At 61.7% G+C, this 20,173-nt stretch carries 16 protein-coding genes; 1 reads left to right on the top strand and 15 read right to left on the bottom strand.

The genetic code is table 11. From position 1 onward, the window contains the following. The 15 genes from HQL56_09350 to HQL56_09280 form a co-directional block, all read right to left on the bottom strand. Nucleotides 1–894: hypothetical protein (locus HQL56_09350; GenBank protein ID MBF0309720.1), on the bottom strand; the 894-nt coding region annotated here is incomplete at its 3' end. A 25-nt stretch (nt 895–919) separates the two neighbouring features. Next, nucleotides 920–2,821, bottom strand: a complete 1,902-nt coding sequence (locus HQL56_09345) for a polysaccharide biosynthesis protein (protein MBF0309719.1) — start codon at nt 2,819–2,821, stop codon at nt 920–922. A 73-nt stretch (nt 2,822–2,894) separates the two neighbouring features. Further along, nucleotides 2,895–3,929, bottom strand: a complete 1,035-nt coding sequence (locus HQL56_09340) for a glycosyltransferase family 4 protein (protein MBF0309718.1) — start codon at nt 3,927–3,929, stop codon at nt 2,895–2,897. Beyond that, nucleotides 3,926–4,894 carry an NAD-dependent epimerase/dehydratase family protein gene (locus tag HQL56_09335; protein ID MBF0309717.1) on the bottom strand — a complete coding sequence of 323 codons (969 nt, stop codon included), beginning with the start codon at nt 4,892–4,894 and terminating at the stop codon, nt 3,926–3,928. The genes HQL56_09340 and HQL56_09335 overlap by 4 nt, the downstream gene beginning before the upstream one ends. After that, nucleotides 4,891–6,036, bottom strand: coding sequence for a glycosyltransferase family 4 protein (locus tag HQL56_09330; GenBank protein ID MBF0309716.1), 1,146 nt, complete (start codon nt 6,034–6,036; stop codon nt 4,891–4,893). The genes HQL56_09335 and HQL56_09330 overlap by 4 nt, the downstream gene beginning before the upstream one ends. After that, entirely contained in the window at nt 6,036–7,043 is a 1,008-nt protein-coding gene (locus HQL56_09325; GenBank protein MBF0309715.1) for an NAD-dependent epimerase, read from the bottom strand. The genes HQL56_09330 and HQL56_09325 overlap by 1 nt, the downstream gene beginning before the upstream one ends. Then, nucleotides 7,040–8,170 (bottom strand): hypothetical protein, encoded by a 1,131-nt coding sequence (locus HQL56_09320; protein ID MBF0309714.1) that lies wholly within the window; start codon nt 8,168–8,170, stop codon nt 7,040–7,042. The genes HQL56_09325 and HQL56_09320 overlap by 4 nt, the downstream gene beginning before the upstream one ends. A 103-nt stretch (nt 8,171–8,273) precedes the next feature. After that, a complete protein-coding gene (asnB, locus tag HQL56_09315; protein MBF0309713.1) occupies nt 8,274–10,223 on the bottom strand; it encodes an asparagine synthase (glutamine-hydrolyzing) in 1,950 nt (649 codons plus the stop codon). A gap of 30 nt (nt 10,224–10,253) precedes the next feature. Next, entirely contained in the window at nt 10,254–11,396 is a 1,143-nt protein-coding gene (locus HQL56_09310) for a glycosyltransferase (GenBank protein MBF0309712.1), read from the bottom strand. Continuing rightward, on the bottom strand, nt 11,384–12,382 hold the full coding sequence (galE, locus tag HQL56_09305) for a UDP-glucose 4-epimerase GalE (protein ID MBF0309711.1): 999 nt from the start codon (nt 12,380–12,382) through the stop codon (nt 11,384–11,386). The genes HQL56_09310 and galE overlap by 13 nt, the downstream gene beginning before the upstream one ends. A gap of 35 nt (nt 12,383–12,417) precedes the next feature. Then, complete coding sequence (locus tag HQL56_09300; GenBank protein ID MBF0309710.1) at nt 12,418–13,533, bottom strand: glycosyltransferase; 1,116 nt, start codon at nt 13,531–13,533, stop codon at nt 12,418–12,420. After that, on the bottom strand, nt 13,530–14,447 hold the full coding sequence (locus tag HQL56_09295; protein ID MBF0309709.1) for a glycosyltransferase family 2 protein: 918 nt from the start codon (nt 14,445–14,447) through the stop codon (nt 13,530–13,532). The genes HQL56_09300 and HQL56_09295 overlap by 4 nt, the downstream gene beginning before the upstream one ends. Nucleotides 14,448–14,671: 224 nt before the next feature. Next, on the bottom strand, nt 14,672–15,610 hold the full coding sequence (locus tag HQL56_09290) for an exopolyphosphatase (protein ID MBF0309708.1): 939 nt from the start codon (nt 15,608–15,610) through the stop codon (nt 14,672–14,674). A 120-nt stretch (nt 15,611–15,730) separates the two neighbouring features. Further along, a complete protein-coding gene (gene rlmKL / locus HQL56_09285) occupies nt 15,731–17,923 on the bottom strand; it encodes a bifunctional 23S rRNA (guanine(2069)-N(7))-methyltransferase RlmK/23S rRNA (guanine(2445)-N(2))-methyltransferase RlmL (GenBank protein ID MBF0309707.1) in 2,193 nt (730 codons plus the stop codon). Then, nucleotides 17,920–18,177: a DUF2312 domain-containing protein gene (locus HQL56_09280; protein MBF0309706.1), complete on the bottom strand. Its 258-nt coding sequence runs from the start codon at nt 18,175–18,177 to the stop codon at nt 17,920–17,922. Before HQL56_09280 ends, rlmKL begins: the two co-directional genes overlap by 4 nt. Before the next feature lie 166 nt (nt 18,178–18,343). Here HQL56_09280 and HQL56_09275 point away from each other — a divergent pair, with 166 nt between their 5' ends. Continuing rightward, complete coding sequence (locus HQL56_09275; GenBank protein MBF0309705.1) at nt 18,344–20,050, top strand: hypothetical protein; 1,707 nt, start codon at nt 18,344–18,346, stop codon at nt 20,048–20,050. Nucleotides 20,051–20,173: the final 123 nt, after the last annotated feature.

Raw genomic sequence — 20,173 nt, 5'->3', positions numbered from 1 at the left:
AAAGAGGCCGATCAGAAAACCGGCCATCACGATCTTCCTGCGTTCCGGACGCACCGGATCGGTAGCTTTGGGTACTTCGGCGAAATCGACCACCTTGAAAACGTAGTCGTTCTGCACCCGTGCCATCATGGCATTCTTCACTTCCGTTTCGTAAAGACCCGCCAGGGCGTGGCGCACCTCCACATAGCTGGTCTTGCCAAGCTCCTGATCCAGAAAGCTGCGCTTCTCCTCGGACTCTTCGATGGCCGATTTCTTGAAACTTTCGTTGATGTAGCGAATCAGGATATTGGCCCACTCCGCCGCCCGCTCGCGATCGGTCCATTCGATACGCACCGAGATGATGCCCGAGCCGGGGTTGGGCACCACGGTCAACAACGACTTGAAGAGGACGTAAGCATCTTCCAGGGTCGGTTCTTCGCCCTCCTTCCAACGCTGTTGGGCGATATCCCATTTATCCAAAAACAGGAATTGCTTGATATTGTAGGCTTGGATGAACGCCTTCAGGAAGGTTCTCGATTTCATGTACTCCGTCAAAAAACCAAGATTCGACGACTGAAACAACGAACCTCCCAATACCGTACTGATCGTTCCCAGAAGATTGGCGTTGGCGCTCTGCCCTCCGCCGCTCCCCTCCGACCGGCTCTGGGTCACCAGTACCTCGGCGCGAAAATAGCGTGGTGAATTCAAAGCCAACGCGACCGAGGTCGCAGTCGCCGCCACCACACAAAAAAGCAGAACCCACGGATGCCTCAGTATACGGGTGAGCAGCGTCATCAGGGTGAACGGCTCCGGATGAACCGACCCGGACGCCCCCCCCGGTGAGAGAACATTCGACCGCAACACCCGTTCGGAACCACCCGACTGGGCATAATCCCGAGGAGAAATATCATTCATGAGCGACTCACCTTGACCTTATCATTCACCGCGACTTGCGTATCCAAACCCAGTCCTTGATCCCTCCGCTGGGTTGATAACCTCGAACCGCTTCCACCAGCAACTCTCTGATGCCCAAATAGTCGAAGTCCTTCGAACAGCGGTTGAACTCCTCCAGATAATGCTGAACCCTGACCCAATCGAGGGACTCCTCCTCCGCCTGAATGATCATGGGATGGCGCGTCGAGCGGGGATTGTCGCCAATCAGCAACTCCTCGTAAAGCTTTTCCCCTTCCCGAAGACCGGTAAACGCGATGGCGATATCGCCATCGGGGTTGAGTTCATCCCGCAGGGAAAACCCGGTCAGCTGAATCATGCGCTTGGCCAGATCCAGGATCTTGACCGGCTCTCCCATATCCAGCACGAAGACATCTCCGCCACTGCCCATGGCGCCCGCCTGAATGACCAGTTGGGCCGCTTCCGGGATGGTCATGAAATAGCGCACCACCTCGGGATGGGTCACGGTGACCGGACCACCCCGACGAATCTGCTCGCCGAACAACGGCACAACCGAGCCCGACGAGGCCAGCACATTGCCGAAACGCACCATGATGAAGCGGGTCTGCGACTGCTCCCGCGCCAGGGCCTGCAAGACGATCTCGGCAAAACGCTTGGTAGCCCCCATGACGTTGGTGGGACGCACCGCCTTGTCGGTGGAAATCAGCACGAAGGTCTCCACCCCGGCGGTGATGGCCGCTTCCGCCAGAAAGTAGGTGCCGAAGATGTTGTTCTGCACCCCTTCGATGGGATTGCGTTCCACGATGGGCACATGCTTGTAAGCCGCCGCATGGTAAACCGTCTGCACTCCGAACGTTTGGATAACCGACTGCATGCGATGGCGATGCTGGGTGGAGCCCAGAATGGGCACCAGCTCGATGGGGCTTTGCATCAGGTTCAACTGCTGACGAAGCTCCATCTCGATGGAGTAGAGGGCGAACTCGGTCCGCTCCACCAGAACCAGGCGGGTTGGACCGTATTGAATGATCTGACGACACAACTCCGAACCGATGGAGCCACCGGCCCCGCTGACCATCACCGACTTGCCCCGGATGCAGGCTTCGACCAGCTCCATGATGGGGGGAATGGGCTCCCGCCCCAGCAGGTCGACGATTTCGATATCCCGCACCTCGTCGATGCGTTTTCGCCCGCTGGCCAATTCGGGCAATCCCGGCATCACCATGACCTGGGCCGAAAATTTCTCCAGCATGGCAAAAATCTCCTGCCGGCGGGAGCGACTCACCGATGGCAGGGCCAGAAGGATGCGGGAGATGCCGAAGCGATCGATCAGAACGGGGATCTCCTTCGGGGCGAAGACCCGCAAACCGAGAATCTCACGGCCCTGCAGCTCCTCCTTGTCGTCCACGAAGACCAGAGGCTGGAACTCGACACTGTGCTTCAGAGCGATGGCAAGCTGCACCCCCGCCGAACCCGCCCCGTAGATGGCCACCTGCTCCACCCCCCGGACGCCCAGACCACGGCGATGCAACAAAAAACGGGCCAGTCCCCGGCTGGAGCCGATGCAGAATCCCAACAGCATGCCGTCCAGAATCCAGAAAGCCGGGGGTAACGCCTCCTTGCCCTGTGGGAAGGAAGCCACCAGGGCCGTCAGCAGAACACTCAACCACACCGCTTTCAGAATACTGAATACCGCATGGAAACCCAGATAGCGGATGACCGCGCGGTAGAGGCCGAAACGAATGAAGATCGGCAGAGAGAGGATAATGGCCAGAGGAACGATTTCGAGGTTGGCGGCAAACTCGGCGGGCCACCACTGGTCGTGGCGCAGAGCCATGCTGCCCCACAGGGAGAGGAACAGAAATCCCACGTCCACGCCGACAAGAACGGCTTGTTTGCTTCGCCTGGGCAGGGATTGCAGAAAGGTGATCATCATAATCAATCATCCAGCCCGGAAAACCGGAACCTCATGACATCCATCGGAACCGCGACAGGCTCTGCCGCCGTTAGAGGCGCAGACTCTCCCGGGATCTTTCCAGGCGCGACACCTGGTAGGCCAGCCCGGCGTAGACCAGACACCAGGACCAGACGGCAAGCCCCTGCACGCCACCGGCGGGCAGTCTGGCCTGGAAAAGAGCCGAAATCCCCGCCAGGACCATTAAACCATACTCCGCCAGAACCGTGCGGCGATGCCCCCAACCCAACTGCACCAGCCGCTGGTAAAAGTGGCTGCGATGGGCCTCCCAGACCTTCTCCCCCCGCGATGCACGACGCATCAACGTTACAGTAGCATCGACGATGAACGGAGAGAAGAGCAGAACCGGCACCCAGAAGGGAAAAATCCCCTCCCGAACCCCCCACAGGGCAAACGCCGCCTTCAGATAACCCAAGGGCACCGCCCCCACATCCCCCATGAAGATTTTGGCCGGGGGAAAATTGAACCACAAAAAACCCAGCGAGGCGGCGGTGACGACCCAGGCCATGGAGGCGTAGAAAGGGTGATCGGCGTTCCAGGCGAAGAGTCCCAGAAAGGCGAAGCCCCAGGCGGCCATACCGCCGGCGAAACCGTCCATGCCGTCCATGAAATTGTACAGGTTCATCATCCAGATGACATAGACCAGGCAGAGCGGCCATCCCCAGTAGCCCCAGCGGAAAGGCTCGGCAAAGCCGGGAACCTCCAGGGAAGGCATCCACAACCCACCGGAGAGGAGCGACAGCGCCGCGAACAGATGGGCCGCAAGACGCACCCGGGCCGGAAGATGGCCGAAATCGTCCCACATCGAGATCAGGGCAGCCACCAGCAAGCCCAGGGACACGGCGACGAAACCCTCCGGCATGCCCTCGCGCCACATCAGCCAGCCGCATCCCGCCAGCAGACCGGCCAGGATGCCCAGGCCACCCGAACGCGGAGTGGGACGCACGTGCAGGGAACGTTCGTTGGGACGATCCAGCAGATGGAATCGGCTTCGGGGATCACACAAGCGCCCGGTGACGAACCAGGCGATCAGGAAACCCGCAACGATGGCCGCAAGCCCCGTCATGACGATTGCACCTCCGCGATTAGTCCCGGAATGGTCTCTTTCAAACCCCATTTCGGGGTGAAACCCAGTTGCTCCTTCAGAGCCCGGTTGCTGTAGGCCGCCGAACCCAACAACTTCTCCAGCGCAGAAGAGTCGAACAGAAAGCGTCGCCCCCGCAAGGCGCCGATGCCATCCCCCACCCGAGCCAGAGCCCGCAGCACGCTCAACGGCAGGTGTATCGGGGGCAGGGTCTTGCCCAGCGACTCGTACATCCAGGAGGTGATCTCCGCCGTGGAATAGTACTCACCGTCGGTCACGATGAAGATCTTGCCACCTGCCTCCGGTCGAGCAACCGACAGCAGGGCCGCCTGAACCACATCCTCGACATGCACCATGGAGCGTCGATTGGGAACCGGCGGCAGCGGCAGAAATCGTCCACGCGCGATGGCGGCGGCCATGCGGGTCAGATTGCCCTTGGCTCCCGGCCCGTACACCATGCACAGGCGCAATACCACCGTGTGGGGCAGACGCGCCTCGGCCAGCACCCGCTCTTCCGCCTCCCGTTTGGAGCGGCCGTAGGGTGTCTCCGGGTGACACGGGGCGGTTTCGTCGAGCGGCTCGGCGCCACCCTCCCCCATGGCCTTGACGCTGGAGAAGAGACAGAAACGTTCCACACCCGCCGCCACCGATTCGGCCAGCAGACGCTCCGTGGCCAGCAGATTGGTGCGCCGGTAGAGCTCCTCGCCGCTTCCCGGCTGCTCGGAGACGGCGTGGGCCCTGCCGGCCAGGTGGAAGACGGTATCCACACCCTGCAGCGCCTGTTGCGGAAAGCCGCCCTCTCCGTCCAGATCCCAGGCAAAGGCCTCCGGCCCCCGCTCTTTTCCGGGACGCAGCAGAATCCGGGTCTCCAGCCCGCGCCGCTGCAGCTCCCCGACCAGATGTTGGCCGATGAAGCCCCGAGCCCCCGTCACCAATACCCGTTTCATGAAACAACCCTGGAAAGCCGCTCCCGGTAGAGAGCCAGCAACCGCTCCACCACCACCTCTTTGGAGTAGAGCCCCATCACCCGTTCCCGGGCGGTTTTTCCGAAAAGAATGCGTTCCCGCCGGTTCTCCAGAAGCCGCTCCAACGCCCCGGCCAGGGCCGTGGCATCCCCCAGGGGGGTCAGCAACCCCGTCTTTTCGTGTTGAACCACCTCCCGACAACCGGGCACATCCGTGGCCACCAGGCAACAACAGGCGCTGGCCGCCTCCAGCAGCGACATCGGCAACCCCTCCCGATGGGAGGGCAGAACAGCAATGCTGGTCTTTTGCAACAAACCCGGCACGTCCTTAACCTCACCGAGCCATTCGAGAAGGCCTTCGCGCCCCCAGTTGCGCAAAGTCTCTTCGGGAATGGACGACGGGTTCTCGTGATCGGGGGTACCCGCCAAGACCAGACGCCAACCGTGGGGTTTCCGCTGTCGCAGACGGCGAACGGCTTCCACCAGTTCGAAGACACCCTTGTCCTTCAGCATGCGCGAGACCATGCTGATGAGCAACTCCCCTTCCGGCGGCTCCGCCCGGCAGGAAAACCGCGTGGTATCGACTCCGGAACCGGGGATGATGATCATCTCCTCTTCGGCAATACCCGTCGCTTCGGAGAGCATGCGACGGTCGTCCGGGTTCTGCACCACGATACGTACCGAGGGGTGGCGCAACAGCAGGCTCAGACAGAACTGCACCAGCCGTTTCAACAGTCGCGCATGGGTGCGGGAGGAGGTGAACAGATAGCCCAATCCCGCCAGGGCGTTGACCACTGCTCCCACCCCGGCCAACCGGGCCGCCAGGGTTCCGTAGACCACCGGCTTCATGGCCACATGATGCACCAGATCGGGACGATGGCGACGGTAGAGGCCAACCAGCTCGATGATGGAACGCACCTCTCCCAGCAAGCCGCCCCCCCGCCGCTTCATGCCGATGGGCAGCAGCTCGAAGCCCTCCCCCTCGATACAGGAGGCGTGCCGGTTGACCCGTGTCGCCACCATGACCCGGTAGCCCGCCTGCAGCGCCGCCCGAGCCATGGGCAGGCGGTGCGAGCAGAAATACCAGTCTTCGGTGACCAGAAAAAGGATGGAGGGCGCGCTCATCACACCTTGAAATAGTCCCGGTACCACGCCACGAAGCGGGCCACGCCCTCTTCCACCCGAACCTGGGGCCGATAACCCACCTCCCGCTCCAGATCCACCACGTCGGCGGCGGTATCCGGCACATCCCCCTGCTGCAAAGGCAGGAAGTTGATACGCGCCTTGCGCCCCAGATTCTCTTCCAGGACTTGGATGTAACGCATCAGCGGCACGGGATTGCCGTTGCCGATATTGTACAACCGGTAAGGCGCCAGGCTGGTGGCGGAATCGGGTTCCAGCCCGCTCCACTGCTCATTGGGCGCAGCCACCTTGTCGAGTACCCGGATCACCCCTTCGACGATATCGTCGATGTAGGTGAAGTCCCGGCGATGATTGCCGTGGTTGAAGACTTCGATCGGCTGATCGGCCAGGATATTCCGGGTGAAGAGGAAAAGGGCCATGTCGGGCCGTCCCCACGGGCCGTAAACCGTGAAGAAGCGCAACCCCGTGGTCGGCAGGCCGTAGAGATGGCTGTAGGTATGGGCCATCAGCTCATTGGCTTTTTTGGAGGCGGCGTAGAGGCTCAGGGGATGGTCGACGTTGTGATGCACCGAGAAGGGCATCCCGGTATTGGCCCCGTAGACCGAACTGCTGGAGGCGTAAACCAGATGTTCGATCTTCTGGTGGCGACACCCCTCCAGTATGTTGACGAAACCCACCAGATTGCTGTCCACGTAGCTGTGGGGATTGGTCAGGGAGTAGCGCACCCCCGCCTGGGCGGCGAGATGGATCACCCGCTCGGGTTGGGCCTGCGCAAAGAGATCGGCCATACCGTCCCGATCGGCCACGTCCAGGCGGATGTCCGCATAGCCCGGATGGGCCGTCAGCCGGGCCAGACGGGCTTTCTTGAGGGAGACATCGTAGTAGTCGTTGAGATTGTCCACCCCGATCACCTGGTCGCCGCGCTCCAAAAGCCGACGCGACACCGTTGACCCAATGAATCCGGCGGAGCCGGTAACCAGCACCTTCATGATCGCTCCTTCTCGACGCTGGCGACAGGCCCATCGTCCTGCCGCCAATCCGGTTTTTCCACCAACAACCCGCTATCTTCCCGCCCCTGTTTCCACTGACGCCACAACCCGAGGGAGAATACCAGATAGAAGACTACAAAGGGAAACTTGTAACGCACCGCCGTGCCGAAGTTGCTGACCACCAACCCGTTGACGGCCATGCCGATGAAAAAATAGAGGTTCACGAAAAGCACCGGATTCCCCGGCAGCCGACATTTGCGGGTATTCCAGGCAGCGTAACAGACCAGCAGGAAAAGGCCCAGATTTTCCAGGGACTGCACCAGTTGAAAGGCGGATCCCGCCTCCCACGGCAAGGGTTTGAGCAGCATGTAGGGTATGGAGGTCAGGGTTTTCCACAGCAGATCGCCATATCCTTCGATGCCTTCATAATTGTCGTAGTTGCGAAAATCCTCCCAGTACATGGCCTTGCGGTACAAATTGAGCCGATCGAGGGAAAACCACTCCCGGAACGCGCCGATAACCGCTCCCGTCGCACCCAGCAGGGCGAGACGCATCCCGAAGGAGACCCGATTGGAAAACAGGGCATACCCGGCGTAGGCCGCCAGAAATATCAGAAAATTCTGCGTCTTCAGGGTCAATAACAGCCACAGGAAAAGTGCCATGAACAGATAACGTCTTTGGAACACACACAAACCCAGGACCACCATGCAAAATGTCACCATCCAGTCACGCAGGGCCAGGGAGCTGTACAGTAGAAGGCTGGGGTAAAGCAGATAGACCCACTTGTCCAGGGCGAACAGAAAATTGTTGCGGCGCAGCAGCATGAACAAACCAACGAAAAGCAGATAATTGATCAAACAGACCGAATAGATCGTTTCGATAAAGGGAATCGGGAAAAATGCATAAAGCCGGGAGGCAAACCCTTCCTTGTCAAACCGGCCTTCCGAGAGATCACTCAATCCGTTGCGATAACGAAACGCCCGGTCAAAATAGTGAACCTGGTCCCCCATGTAGCCCGGATCGAACATGACGTGATTGAAGAGAAAAACAGCGAACAGATGAAAAAACAGCAGAAAAGAGACTTCCGGCTCACAGCGGGTTTTGTTGATAACATATATAGTTATCATTGAAGCGAACAGGACGTTCGCTCCTTCGGTCAATATCTGTAAATAAAACTGGCTGGAAAAGAACTCCATCCCACCACCGCATCCGTCGCTGCCGTAGCAATCCTCAGACCTTCCAGTAACGCCTCCAGGAGAGAAACATGAACAGATTCCACAAGGAGATCTGCCAGTTCCTCACCCCCGCAACATGTTCACGAAACCGCTCCCGCCAGGGCTCCCCCTCCAGCAGACCGGCCAATTCTCCGTCCAGATCCCGCATCAGATCCTCGCACCAGCCGCGCAACGGCCCCCGCAACCAACCGTCGACCGGCAGGGCGAAGCCCATTTTGGGGCGATTCACCAACGTCGGGGGAACATGACGGTACAATACCTGGCGCAGGAGCCACTTGCCCTGGCCCTCGACCACCTTCCGGCTCATGGGGAGCTGCCAGGACCAGGCCACCACCCGATGATCCAGGAAGGGGGCGCGGGTCTCCAAACCAACCGCCATGGAGGCCCGGTCCACCTTGACCAGGATATCCTCCGGCAGATAGGTGACCAGATCGTATAACTGCATGATCTCCGAAAAACGCAACCCCTCGGGGGGATCCGGCAACCCTCCGGGAGGCCAGGTCTCCCGCCGGCAGTCAACCCCCTTCACCAGGGGACGATCCCAGGGCCAGGCCGCAACCAGTCGGGGATAGATGGCCGCCTGATCCGGAAGGGCCAGAATATCCCCCAGTTTGTGCAATTTGTCCCCCAGCAACCGGGGCCGTTTGCCCGGCGGGATCAAGCGCCCCAATCCATCCCAGATCCCCGGCGACAGCCCCCGCAGGATCCCCGCCGCAAGGTGACGCAGCACAGGCGGAACCTGACGGAACAGTCTCTCCAGCCGGGCGGCCAGAACATGGCGGTTGTACCCGCCGAAAAGCTCGTCCCCGCCATCCCCGGACAACGCCACGGTGACATGCTCACGGGTCAGTTTCGAAAGCAGCAGGGTGGGAACCTGGCTGGAATCGGCGAAGGGTTCGTCGTAGAAAGCCGGTAGTTGCGGAATGATCTCCATGGCCTGCCGGGCGTCGACATACAGTTCGGTATGGTCCGTACCCAGATGCCGGGCCACGGCACGGGCCGCATCGGCCTCGTCGTATCGCCCCTCCTGAAAACCGATGGAGAAGGTGCGCACCCTCTGGCTGCTGTGACGCTGCATCAACGCCGTCACCAGGGAGGAGTCGATGCCCCCGGAGAGAAAGGCCCCCAGCGGCACGTCCGTCACCATGCGGTCGCTCACCGCCTCCTGCAACAAGGCTTCCAGCCGGTCAAGGTCGGAAGCGGAGTCCTCCTCGGCCCTCTGCCTTCCGCTTTGTCCCTCTCGCACCACCTGCCACGGATCCCAGTACCGCCCCAATCGCAAGGCACCGTCCCGGTCGATTTCGGCCCAATGGCCCGGCGGCAGTTGCCGTACCCCCTGATAGATGCAGCCTGATGCCGGAACATAGGAGAGCCGCAGAAAATGGTGCAGGGCCACGGCATCCAATCGGGGACGAAAGGCCGGATGACACCGCAACGCCTTGACCTGGGAGGCGAAGAGCAACAGCGAGCCGTTTTGATGATAATAGAGCGGTTTCTTGCCCAGACGATCCCTTGCCAGGATCAGCCGTTGCCGGGTTCCGTCCCACAGCGCAAAGGCGAACATGCCGACCAGACGGGGCAGGGTCGATTCCACCCCCCAGCGCTCGCACGCCTCCACCAGCACTTCGGTATCGGAATGGCCCCGGAAGGTGCAGCCCTCCCGCTCCAGTTGCCCTCTCAACCCGGCGAAATTGTAGATCTCTCCATTGAACACCACCACCGTGAGGCCACTGGCCGAGAACATGGGCTGACGACCATTGGGGCTCAAATCGATGATGGCCAGGCGACGATGCCCCAGTGCCAGTCCGGCCTTCGCATCGACATGCACCCCCTCGCCGTCCGGCCCCCGGTGGGCAATCGAGGCGTTCATCTCCCGTATGCGTCGCAGCAGCTCCTCCTCGCCTTCGGCGGCCCGCGCATCCCAGAATCCGGCTATTCCGCACATTCAACCCACTCCCCAACCGGGAAAAGCACCTCAGCCACCAACCCGTTCCCGGTAGAGTTTTTCATAGCGGGAGACCACCACCGGCAGGCTGTAATGGCTCTTGATGCGCTCCCGCGCCTCCCAACCCAGCTTGGCGCGTCCTTCGGGCCCCTGTTCGATCAGGCTGATCAGGGCCTCGGACAGCTTCACCTCGTCGCGCGGCGGCACCACCAGCCCCGTCTCCCGAACCAGAGCGGCGGAATCCCCCACGTCGGTGGTGACGCACGGCACCCCGCAGGCCATGGCCTCGCCCAGAACCAGGGGGAAGGCTTCGCCAAAAGCGGAGGAGGAGCAGGCGATGTCCAGAGCGGCGTTGACCCGTGGCAGATCTTCACGGCGTCCCAGCAGGTGACAGCGGTTTTCCAGCCCGTGCAGGGAGACCAGCCCCCCAACCTCCGGATTGGTCCGGGTCAGCCCGTCGCCACAGAGCAGAAAATGGACCTGGGGATAGCGCCGGACCACCAGCAGGGCAGCCTTGAGGAAATTGGCGTTGTCCTTCTGGGGATGGGCCCGGCCGATCCGCCCGATGAGCAGGGCATCCCCCGACAGACCCAGCTCCTGGCGCAGACTCAACCGGGCTTGGGGATCCGGGGCGAAGGCTCCCACATCGAAACCATTGGGGATCACCACCATCTTCTCTTGCGGGTAACCCAAGGCCACATGAAGATCGCGGGCCACTTCGGAACAACTGACGATGCGATCGGGTATCCAGCCGGAGAGTCGGGCCAGCCCCTTGACGATCAACCGGGTGGACAAGCGGCTGGAAGCCGGATCGAGATTGGAATTGTGGATACCCCAGATCAGGGGCACGTCGGGCAGAACCCGGCTGCCCAAACTGCCGAACAGATCGGCATGGTACATCCAGGTTTGAATCAGATCCGGACGCAAAGCCCGCAGCAAGCCGGCCAGTTTGAAGACCCACGAGGCCTTGCCTCCCCCCTGGGAACCGCTCAGGTGGTGAACGGGAATACCGTCGTCGAGCAACCGCTTGCCGATGACCCCCTCGCCCAGCAGGGAGATGACGGTGTTCTGAAAGCCGGTCCGGTCCATGCGCCCCAGCAAACGGGCCAGCATGGTCTCCGCCCCTCCCCCCTGCAGCCCGGTGATAAGGTGAACCACCTTCACGACAGCCATGGACCACCTGCCTTCAAACACTTCCGTTCCCAGGCCCAGGCCTGTTCGACCATGGTTTCCAGTTGAGGCCATCGGGGACGCCACTGCAAGGTTTGCTCCGCCAGGCGGGCGTCCGCCACCAGAATCGGGGCATCGCCGGCGCGGCGCTCCCCTTCCCGCACCGGAATGGCCTGCCCGGTCACCCGGCGGGCCGCCTGCAACACCTCTTCCACGGAGTAACCCCGCCCGTTCCCCAGATTGAAGGCCCCTCCCGGATGACCCTCCTGCAGCTTGCGCAACGCCAGCAGATGGGCCTGACACAGGTCGAGAATATGGACGTAATCCCGGATGCAGGTGCCGTCCGGCGTCGGGTAGTCCCGTCCGAAGACCGTCACCTCGGAGCGTCGCCCCGAGGCCACCTGCAACACCAAGGGAATCAGATGGCTTTCCGGCAGGTGGCACTCGCCCAACTCGCCTTCCGGATCGGCTCCCGCCGCATTGAAGTAGCGCAGGGCGATCCCCGTCATGCCATGGGCTGCGGAGAAATCGGCCAGCATCTGCTCCACCATGCGTTTGGTCCAGCCATAAGGATTGATGGGCTCCAGGGGATGGTGTTCCCCGATGGGAACCTCCCGTGGCGCACCGTAAACCGCCGCCGTGGAGGAGAAGATCAGGTGTTTGACCCCGTGATCCCGCATGGCCTCAAGCAGGGTCAAGGCGCCGTTGACGTTGTTGCGGTAGTAGCGGCCCGGCTGGGTCACCGACTCCCCCACCTGAATGAAGGCGGCGAAGTGCATGACCCCGGCAATGCGGTAGCGGGAAAAGAGCCCGTCCAGAAGGGCGCGGTCCTGGACATCCCCTTGCACCAACTCCCCGAAACGCACTGCCTCGCGGTACCCGGTCGAGAAGTTATCCAGAGTCACGGGATGGTAGCCGGATTGCCGCAGCAGCTTGCACATGTGGGAGCCGATATAGCCCCCGCCCCCCACCACCAGTATGGTTTCCACTCGTCCGTCCCCATCGGCTCGCCGCCGGAGCGGCGTCAATCCCCCCAAAGAATCTTCCGGTACTGTCGGGCCACCGGGTCAATCCCGTATCGTTCCACACGCGCCGAAAGCTCCGTCGACTGCCACTTCCGGGAGAGGCTCTCCGCCATGGCCCGCGCCATGGCCTCCACATCCCCGACGGGCACCACGGCTCCGTATCGACCCCGGCCCACCATATCGAGGGGAGGCTCACCGCAGGCTGTGACCACCACCGGGCGTCCCAGGGCCAGAGCCTCCGCCAACGCCAGGGAGAAGCCTTCGGCGACGGAAGAGAGTACGAACAGACGGCACCGGGCCAGATCGCCGTAGGGATTATCCAGAAAACCGGGCATCGCCACCCGGTCGGCAAGCCCCAGGCTCTGCACCAGACGCTGCAACTCGACCCGTCCGGCCCCCTCTCCCACCAGGATCAGGCGGGAGGGCACGGAATCCTGAAGGCGGGCAAAGGCCCGGATCAGCGTGGCGAAATCCTTCTCCGGCGCCAACCGCCCCATGCCCATGATCACCGGCAGAGAGTCGCCGTCCCCCAGCCAGGGATGGTGCGGCGGCTCTTGACCCAACCGCCGGATGCGTTCCAGATCAACCGGATTGGGCAACACTACCACATTCTTCAGGGGTTTGGCACGTCCGGCCTGCAACTCGTCCACAATCAGATCGGAGATGGCCAGAACCGCGTCGGCCCGATGGTAGAGACGTTCCGCCAGCCAGCAAACCAGCCTCTCCTGCCGGGCCAGTCGCAGGTTGCGTCCCTCGTTGAAACGCGCCACCTCCTGAACCACCACCCGCCCATCGCTGCCTGCCAAAAGGCGACCGGCCAGCAGCAACACCACGTTGGCGTGGGTCATGGCGGAAAAGACCACCTCGAAACGGTGGCGACGCAGCGTGAACCAGAGCGGCAACAAACTGCTCAGGATCCGGGGCACCCCCAGGTCGATGCGGCGCACCTCGGGATGCAGCCGTGGCAGAAGTTCCCCCTGCAAGCGGGCGCAGATCATGGCCACCGGCAGCCCCTGCGAGCTGAAATGGTTGGCCAGATCCACAAAAACCCTTTCGGCCCCGCCCCCGACCAGGGAGGGCAAGAAGAAGGCGATGCCGCCCCGGGTTCCGTTCACTTCTTCCAGTGCCCGCCGAAAGAGGACTTGCGACCCATGGCCACCGCACCAAGTCCGGCCAGATTACCCAGAAACCGCATGTACCCTTTGGCTTTGGGATTGACCAGCCCCGCCAGCAGGTTCATCGTCATCTGCCCCAGCAAGGCCCAGGCGACCGCCAGGCGGGAAAACCCCCCCATCTTGCGCACGAAATAGAGTCGGTTGACCACCTGCTGACGCCCCAGGGCAAATTGCCGGCTGGGATGGGGCAACTGACTGAAATGCCAGGTACGGGAATCCCCCAGCACATAGAGTCGGTATTTCCGGCTGACCCGGTAGGAGTAGTCGAGATCCTCCAGAAAGCCGTAGCCGATATACCACTCATCGTAGCTGAACTCCCGGATCACCTCCCGACGCCAGATGGTGGCCCCGCCATAGAGCCACTCGGTTTGCAGCGTCACCTCGGTAAAGGGGATCCACACCGGGAAACCGCTGGGCAGAACCCGACCCGGCGGGTCTCCGTACATGCCGAAGAAACGCAACAGCCCGGCGCGACCGACCTGCCCCTGATTGATGATGGTCATCGCCGCCCCGCCCACCTCGGCAGGGGCTGCTTCGAAAAAGGCCAGCAACTTTTCCGTGGCCTCGGGTTCCAGCACCAGGTCGTCGTCCAGATAACCGGCCAGCGTGGCATCGGCCCGAACCGCCGCCATGCCGGCATTGCGCTGCCGGGCCAACGAGGGCGGAAACTCCCGAACGTAGGTCAGCGGCAGTTCGGTGAACTGTTCGCAGATCCAATGCACCGGTGGTTCGCTGCCATCCACTACCACCACCTGATCCGGCAATCGGGTCTGATTGGTCAGACTGGACAGCATCTTGAGCAGATCGTCGGGATGATCCTTGGTGGGCACGACATAGGAAAGCACATGGGACATGTTCCGCACCGACTCCCTCAAACAGAAAGAGCCTGCCACCGCAACAGATGGCAGGCTCCTTAGGACGTGTTGACATTCGCCATCTTTCGGCCCCTGGCGGCGTTGCGACCCGGTTCGGAATGCCCATGCAGGGGGACTACACTCCGCTTCCTCACCGACTTGCGCCTTGCCAGGAACCCGAATCCGGCAAATGTCAACACGCCCTGAAATCCCCTCGAATCAGCTCAACCGTCGGCGTTGATCTTGGCAATCAACTCCTGCAGGACGGATTCGGCCAATTCGTTTTCGATCTGACAGGTACCGGCATTCTCGTGACCACCACCGTTGTAGGAGAGGCAAAGCTCGCCGACGTGAGTCTTGGAGGAGCGGTTGATGATCGACTTGCCGATGGCAAAGACGGTGTTCTGCTTCTTGAAGCCCCACAGCACATGGATGGAGATGTTGGTGTCGGGATAGAGGGCGTAGATCATGAAGCGGTTGCCCACATAGATGGTCTCTTCATCCCGGAGATCCAGCACCACCAGATTGCCGTACTGCTTGGAGCAGCGCAGCAACTGCTCGCGGAACAGACCCGCGTGTTCCTGATAGAGATCGACCCGCTCCTTCACGTCCGGCATCTTGAGGATTTCCTCAATGGGCGTGGTGCGGCAGTGGTCGATCAGATCCATCATCAACTGGTAGTTGGAGATGCGGAAGTTGCGGAAACGCCCCAAACCGGTGCGGGCGTCCATCAGGAAGTTCATCAGATCCCACCCCTGGGGATCCAGGATGTCATCCCGGGAAAACTGAGCCGCGTCGCCTTTGTCAACCGCGATCATGATCTCGTTGGGGACTCCGGTGAAGGCCTTGGCGCCACCGTAGTACTCGAAGACCACTCGCGCTGCGGAGGGAGCCTCCGGAAGGATGATATGGTTTTCGGGTTTGGCTTCGCCACGCCGCATCATTTCGCTGGCGTGATGGTCGAAGGCCATATACACCCCCTCCACATAGGGAAGGTTGGTGGTGATATCGCGCCCGGTGATGGTGATCTTGCCATCCTGCATATCCTTGGGATGGACAAACTGGATTTCGTCGATCAAATCCAATTCCTTGAGAAGGGCCGCGCAGACCAGACCATCGAAGTCGCTACGGGTCACCAGTCGAAATTTGGCTTTTTCCCCCACGGAACCACCTCCCTGCAAAGATATAATATTTCCGGTTTGGCGTCCTCTACCCGGACAATCGCGAATTATGCCCGATTCGAAAAGGCAATGCAATCCAGAATTGGCATTCCCCGTCGGACTTCAGCCATCCAGTCGCCAACAGCGCCAGGCGTAGCCCGGTCTGGAGAAATCCGGCGGCAACAGGGCGCTGGTACACTCCCGCATCCGGGCTCCCCAGGCGGCGTCGGTCCAATTCGGGGCAAACTTCTGTCGATGCAGGGAAAAGAGCAGACACCCGCCCGGATTCAGCCGGGCCACGCATCGCTCCAACAACAGGGGATGATCCCGTTGCAGATCGAAGTCCTGTTCCGTCATGCTGGAGTTGGAAAAGGTGGGGGGATCCACAAAGATCAGATCGAAAGACTCCTGATTCCCCTCAAGCCATTCCAGACAGTCGGCCCGCTCCAGCCGATGCCGGCTGTCGTTGAAGCCGTTGCGAAGCAGGTTGTCCTGAGCCCACTCCAGATAGGTGCGGGAGCGGTCCACGGTAACGCTGGAAACGGCCCCCCCTGCAGCGGCGTGAACCGTGGCCGTACCGGTATAGCCGAACAGGTTGAGAAAGCGCATGCCGGAAGCCCTGTTACGTATCAGCCGGCGTACCAGCCGACCATCCAGGAACAGACCGGTATCGACATGGTCCGTCAGATTGACGTAGAAGGTCAGTCCGTCCTCTTTCACCTCCAGCCGGGGTCCCTGTCGGCCCAAACGTTCGTAACCGGCCCCATCCTGCTGGCGAAAACGGACCTTGGTCACCAGATGTCCCGGCGGCAACTCCAGAACCCGGTTGAGCTGGGCGCAAGCCTCCTCGAAGCGGGCCTTGGCCTTGTCCGCATCGACGCTCCAGGGTGCCTGGTACTCCTGCACGTGGGCCCAGTCGCCATAGCAATCCAGCGCCAGATTGTATTCCGGCATATCGGCGTCGTAGAGGCGGTAGCAGGAGATCTCCTCCCGGCGCAACCAGCGTTCCAGGTGTTTTTTGTTCTTGCGCAGCCGGTTTGCAAACATCTCGCCACCGGCGGAGACGCTTTTGGCGGTCGCCCCTCCCGAACTTTCGGAACGGGGCTTGGGATCCTGCCAGGGAGCCCGAGCCCTGCCCACGCCGACCCCAACCCCCAACAGGCAGGCCACCCCTCCGTTGGACAGGGCATGCTGCCCCTCCAGACGCACCTCCATGGCCTTGAGCCACTTCTCCTCGGAGGAGAGTACCGCCACCCGCCACCCCTCTCCGCGATGCTCCACCAACCGTCCCAACTGACGGTAGAGGGGACGCAGATCCTGACCCGCCTCCAGACGCACCCCGTAAGGGGGATTGCAGGCCAGCAGTCCCTGTTCCCCGGTCGGGAACCGTTCCCCGAGGGACTCGATCTCCCCACTGGCGAAGCGCACCCGTTGCGCGAAACCCAGGCGCTGCCCGGCCAAACGTGCGCTTTCCACCGCGCCCTTCTCCCGGTCGAAGCCCCATAACGGTTCGGCAATCCGGCTCTCGTCCGCCTCCTTGTCCCGCTCCTGCTGCTCCCGCATGGCCTCCTGCCAGACCGATTTGTCCATGCCCGCCCAGTGTTGGAAGCCGAAGCGTTTGCGCAAACCCGACGGAGAACGCCCCGCCGCCAGCAAGGCCGCCTCCAGAACCAGCGTTCCCGAACCGCACATGGGATCGCAGAAGGCCGCCCCCTGACGGGCCAGCTCCGGCCACCCCGCCAACATCAGCATCCCCGCCGCCAGATTGGCCCCCAGCGGCGCCAGGACCTGGGCATCCCGATAACCGCGACGATGCAGCGCCTCCCCCGCCAGATCGAGGTAAAAAAGGGCCTCCTCGCCGCGCAGATGCACCTGTATACGCACATCCGGATCCAGGGTTTCCACCGAGGGTCGGCGCCCCTGACGCGCGGTAAACCGATCCACCAGGGCATCCTTGACCTTCAACGCCCCGAAATGGGAGTTGCGTACCGCTTCGGTGCGCCCCTCGAAGGCCACGGAAAAACGTTTGTCGGCGGAAAAATGCTCTTCCCAGGGGATGGAACGGGCCGTTTCGTAGAGCGCCTCCGCCGTACCTCCCGGCCCCTTGGCCAGACGGACCAGCACCCGGCTGGCCGTGCGCAGCCACAGGCAGGCCTCCACCCCCAGCCGGGCCGGCCCCTGACAATGCACCCCGGCCCGGGAACGACGCAACGCCTTGACGCCCAGCAGCCGCAGCTCTCCCTCCAACACCTCCTCCAGACCCGGCAGCACCGTGATGAAGAAGTTGTGCATGCCGTCCGGTGGGGAGCCGGTCATGCCATGCCCAGCGCCTGCTTGTACAGATGCAACAACTGCTCCTCCTCGTCCACCTGATGTTTGTCCATCTTGCGGATGCGCAGAATCTGCCGGATCACCTTGGAATTGAATCCCGCGCTTTTGGCCTCGGCCAGCGTATCCCGGACATGCTGCCCCAGCGCCGCCCTCTCCTCTTCAAGCCGCTCCAGCCGATCGATCATCTGTTGCAGGTGTTCCGCGGCCTCGACCATCTGTTCGTCCATCTTATCGTCCATGAAACCCGTTTCCTTTCACCCGTTTTACGTCCAGCCATTGAGGATTCATGCCCTACACTGCTACGTTATACGGAAACCGGAACCGTTCGCCAAGTCCGGCTGAATCCGTTCTTTTTTCAATTAAGACTCGCGGACCCCGCTGCCCGCTTCCCCAAGGAGCCATAACGTGGAAGAAATGACCGCTTTCGAAGAACCCACCCGCCGTCTAGCCGCCATCGTCGAGGGGTTGCATCACCTGCCGGTGGTCGGCCATGAAGGTTTTCTCAACGTGGGCAACCAGATGGGAACCTTCAGCGGCGGTTTTGCCACCAGCGCCAGCCGCGCCACCTCCATCAAGGAGCGCATCGCCACCGGTGGCGAACTGGGCTTGACCACCTTCAAAACCGATTTTCGCAAAATCCAGAAGGAGATCGAAGGCGTCTTCGCCGCCACCACCTCCATGATGGCCTATCACGAAGCCTTTCTGCAGCGGCTGGGCAACATTTTGAACTGGAGCCAGCAATTGCAAAAGGAGACCTTTCTGCCCCCCCTGGTGGAACAACTCCGCATCGGCGGGGGTCGCAAGGTGGAGCGGCAGACCCTGTGCGCCATGATCGACAACCTGGTGCTGCAGGTGCGCCCCCTGCTCGATGAAGTGGTCTCCTCCACCCAGACCGCCGGTGACCAGATGCACCATCTCACCCGTCGCATCCGGGTGGAACTCGATGCCAGCCAGCATACCACCGTGGCCATTCAGGAGAGCGTCACCGAGACCTTGAAGAACATGTCCCGTCTGGTTCGCCAGGTGGACGGGGTCTGCGTCAAGATGGAGAGCCATTCCGACGATGTCAACCGTGCGGTCTTCGCCATGGTGCAGGACATGCAGATGGACGACATCACCTCCCAGCGCATCCACCACGCCCTCACGGCGGTGGAGAAGATCGACGAAAAGCTGGAAGGCGGCAGCGGCAAGAAAAAGGCGGTGCGTTGGGCCATCGTGGCGGCCCGCATCGTCATGCGTCAACTGATGGAATCCCGCGACAGTCTGGTCACCGCCGTGGAGTCCATTCGCGGCCACCTGGACAGCATCGCCCAAACCAGCGCCCGGCAGACCGACGATGTGGTGGAAGCCTGGCAAACCAGCATGCAGTTCCATCACGACATCACCGACGTGAGTTACCAATTGGGAGCCCTGGTGCGGCTGGGCATTTTCGAAGAGACCCTGCCCACGGACATCCTGCGCGCCCTGACCCAGTCGGAGAATGCCCTGTTCCAGGCCAAACGGGCCATGGACATGCTGGTCATGACCGGACACCGTCTGGAAAAGCTCTCCTCCTCCCTCTCCACCGAAGGCCTGCCCCGGTTGTCGACGGTCAACAACCGCATCATCACCCTGGCCCGCAACCTGCAAACCCAATGTGCGGAAAAACTGCCCGAATTCGACGAAGCCAACAACCAGTTGCAGGAGTTCTCCGCCGTCTTCGCCGAAAAGGTCACCCCGCGCCTGATGCGCACCAGCAGCCTGCTGCGCCGCGCCCCCCTCACCACGCAACAGCTCGACATCAACAACGCCGACCTGGTGCGCATCATGAAGGAGATTCTGCAGGAGACCCGCCAGATTGCCGGTCAGGTGGAGCTGTTGCAGGCCGATCTGACCTTCCACCATCAGGTGGGCGATCAGGTGGAAAAACTGCTCAAACAGTTCCAGGACCTACTGGGCATCATCGGTGTCGGACTCGGGGAATACCTGGAGGGTGACCTCTCCCAGTTGGCTGCGGAGTTCGAGGATCTGGTCAGCCTCTACACCATGGCCAGCGAACGCAACGCCCATCTGGCGGCCCTGGGCGGGGAAGGCGGAGCCGACTCGGGCGAAGACGATATCGAGCTGTTTTAGTCGGGGTGAACCGTATGCCGGGCCTTGATCCACGTTTCGTCCACCGGGTCGTCGCGTCTGGCCCTCTTGATTCTATTTCTGTTTCATTCGTTCATTAATACGGGGGTCCGGGGGCGATTATCG

The sequence above is a fragment of the Magnetococcales bacterium genome, from assembly GCA_015231925.1.
In the GTDB taxonomy this organism is placed as follows: Bacteria; Pseudomonadota; Magnetococcia; order Magnetococcales; family JADGAQ01; genus JADGAQ01.
The sequence above is the reverse complement of the archived record's forward strand: the minus strand, read 5'-3'. Positions and strand labels throughout refer to the sequence as shown.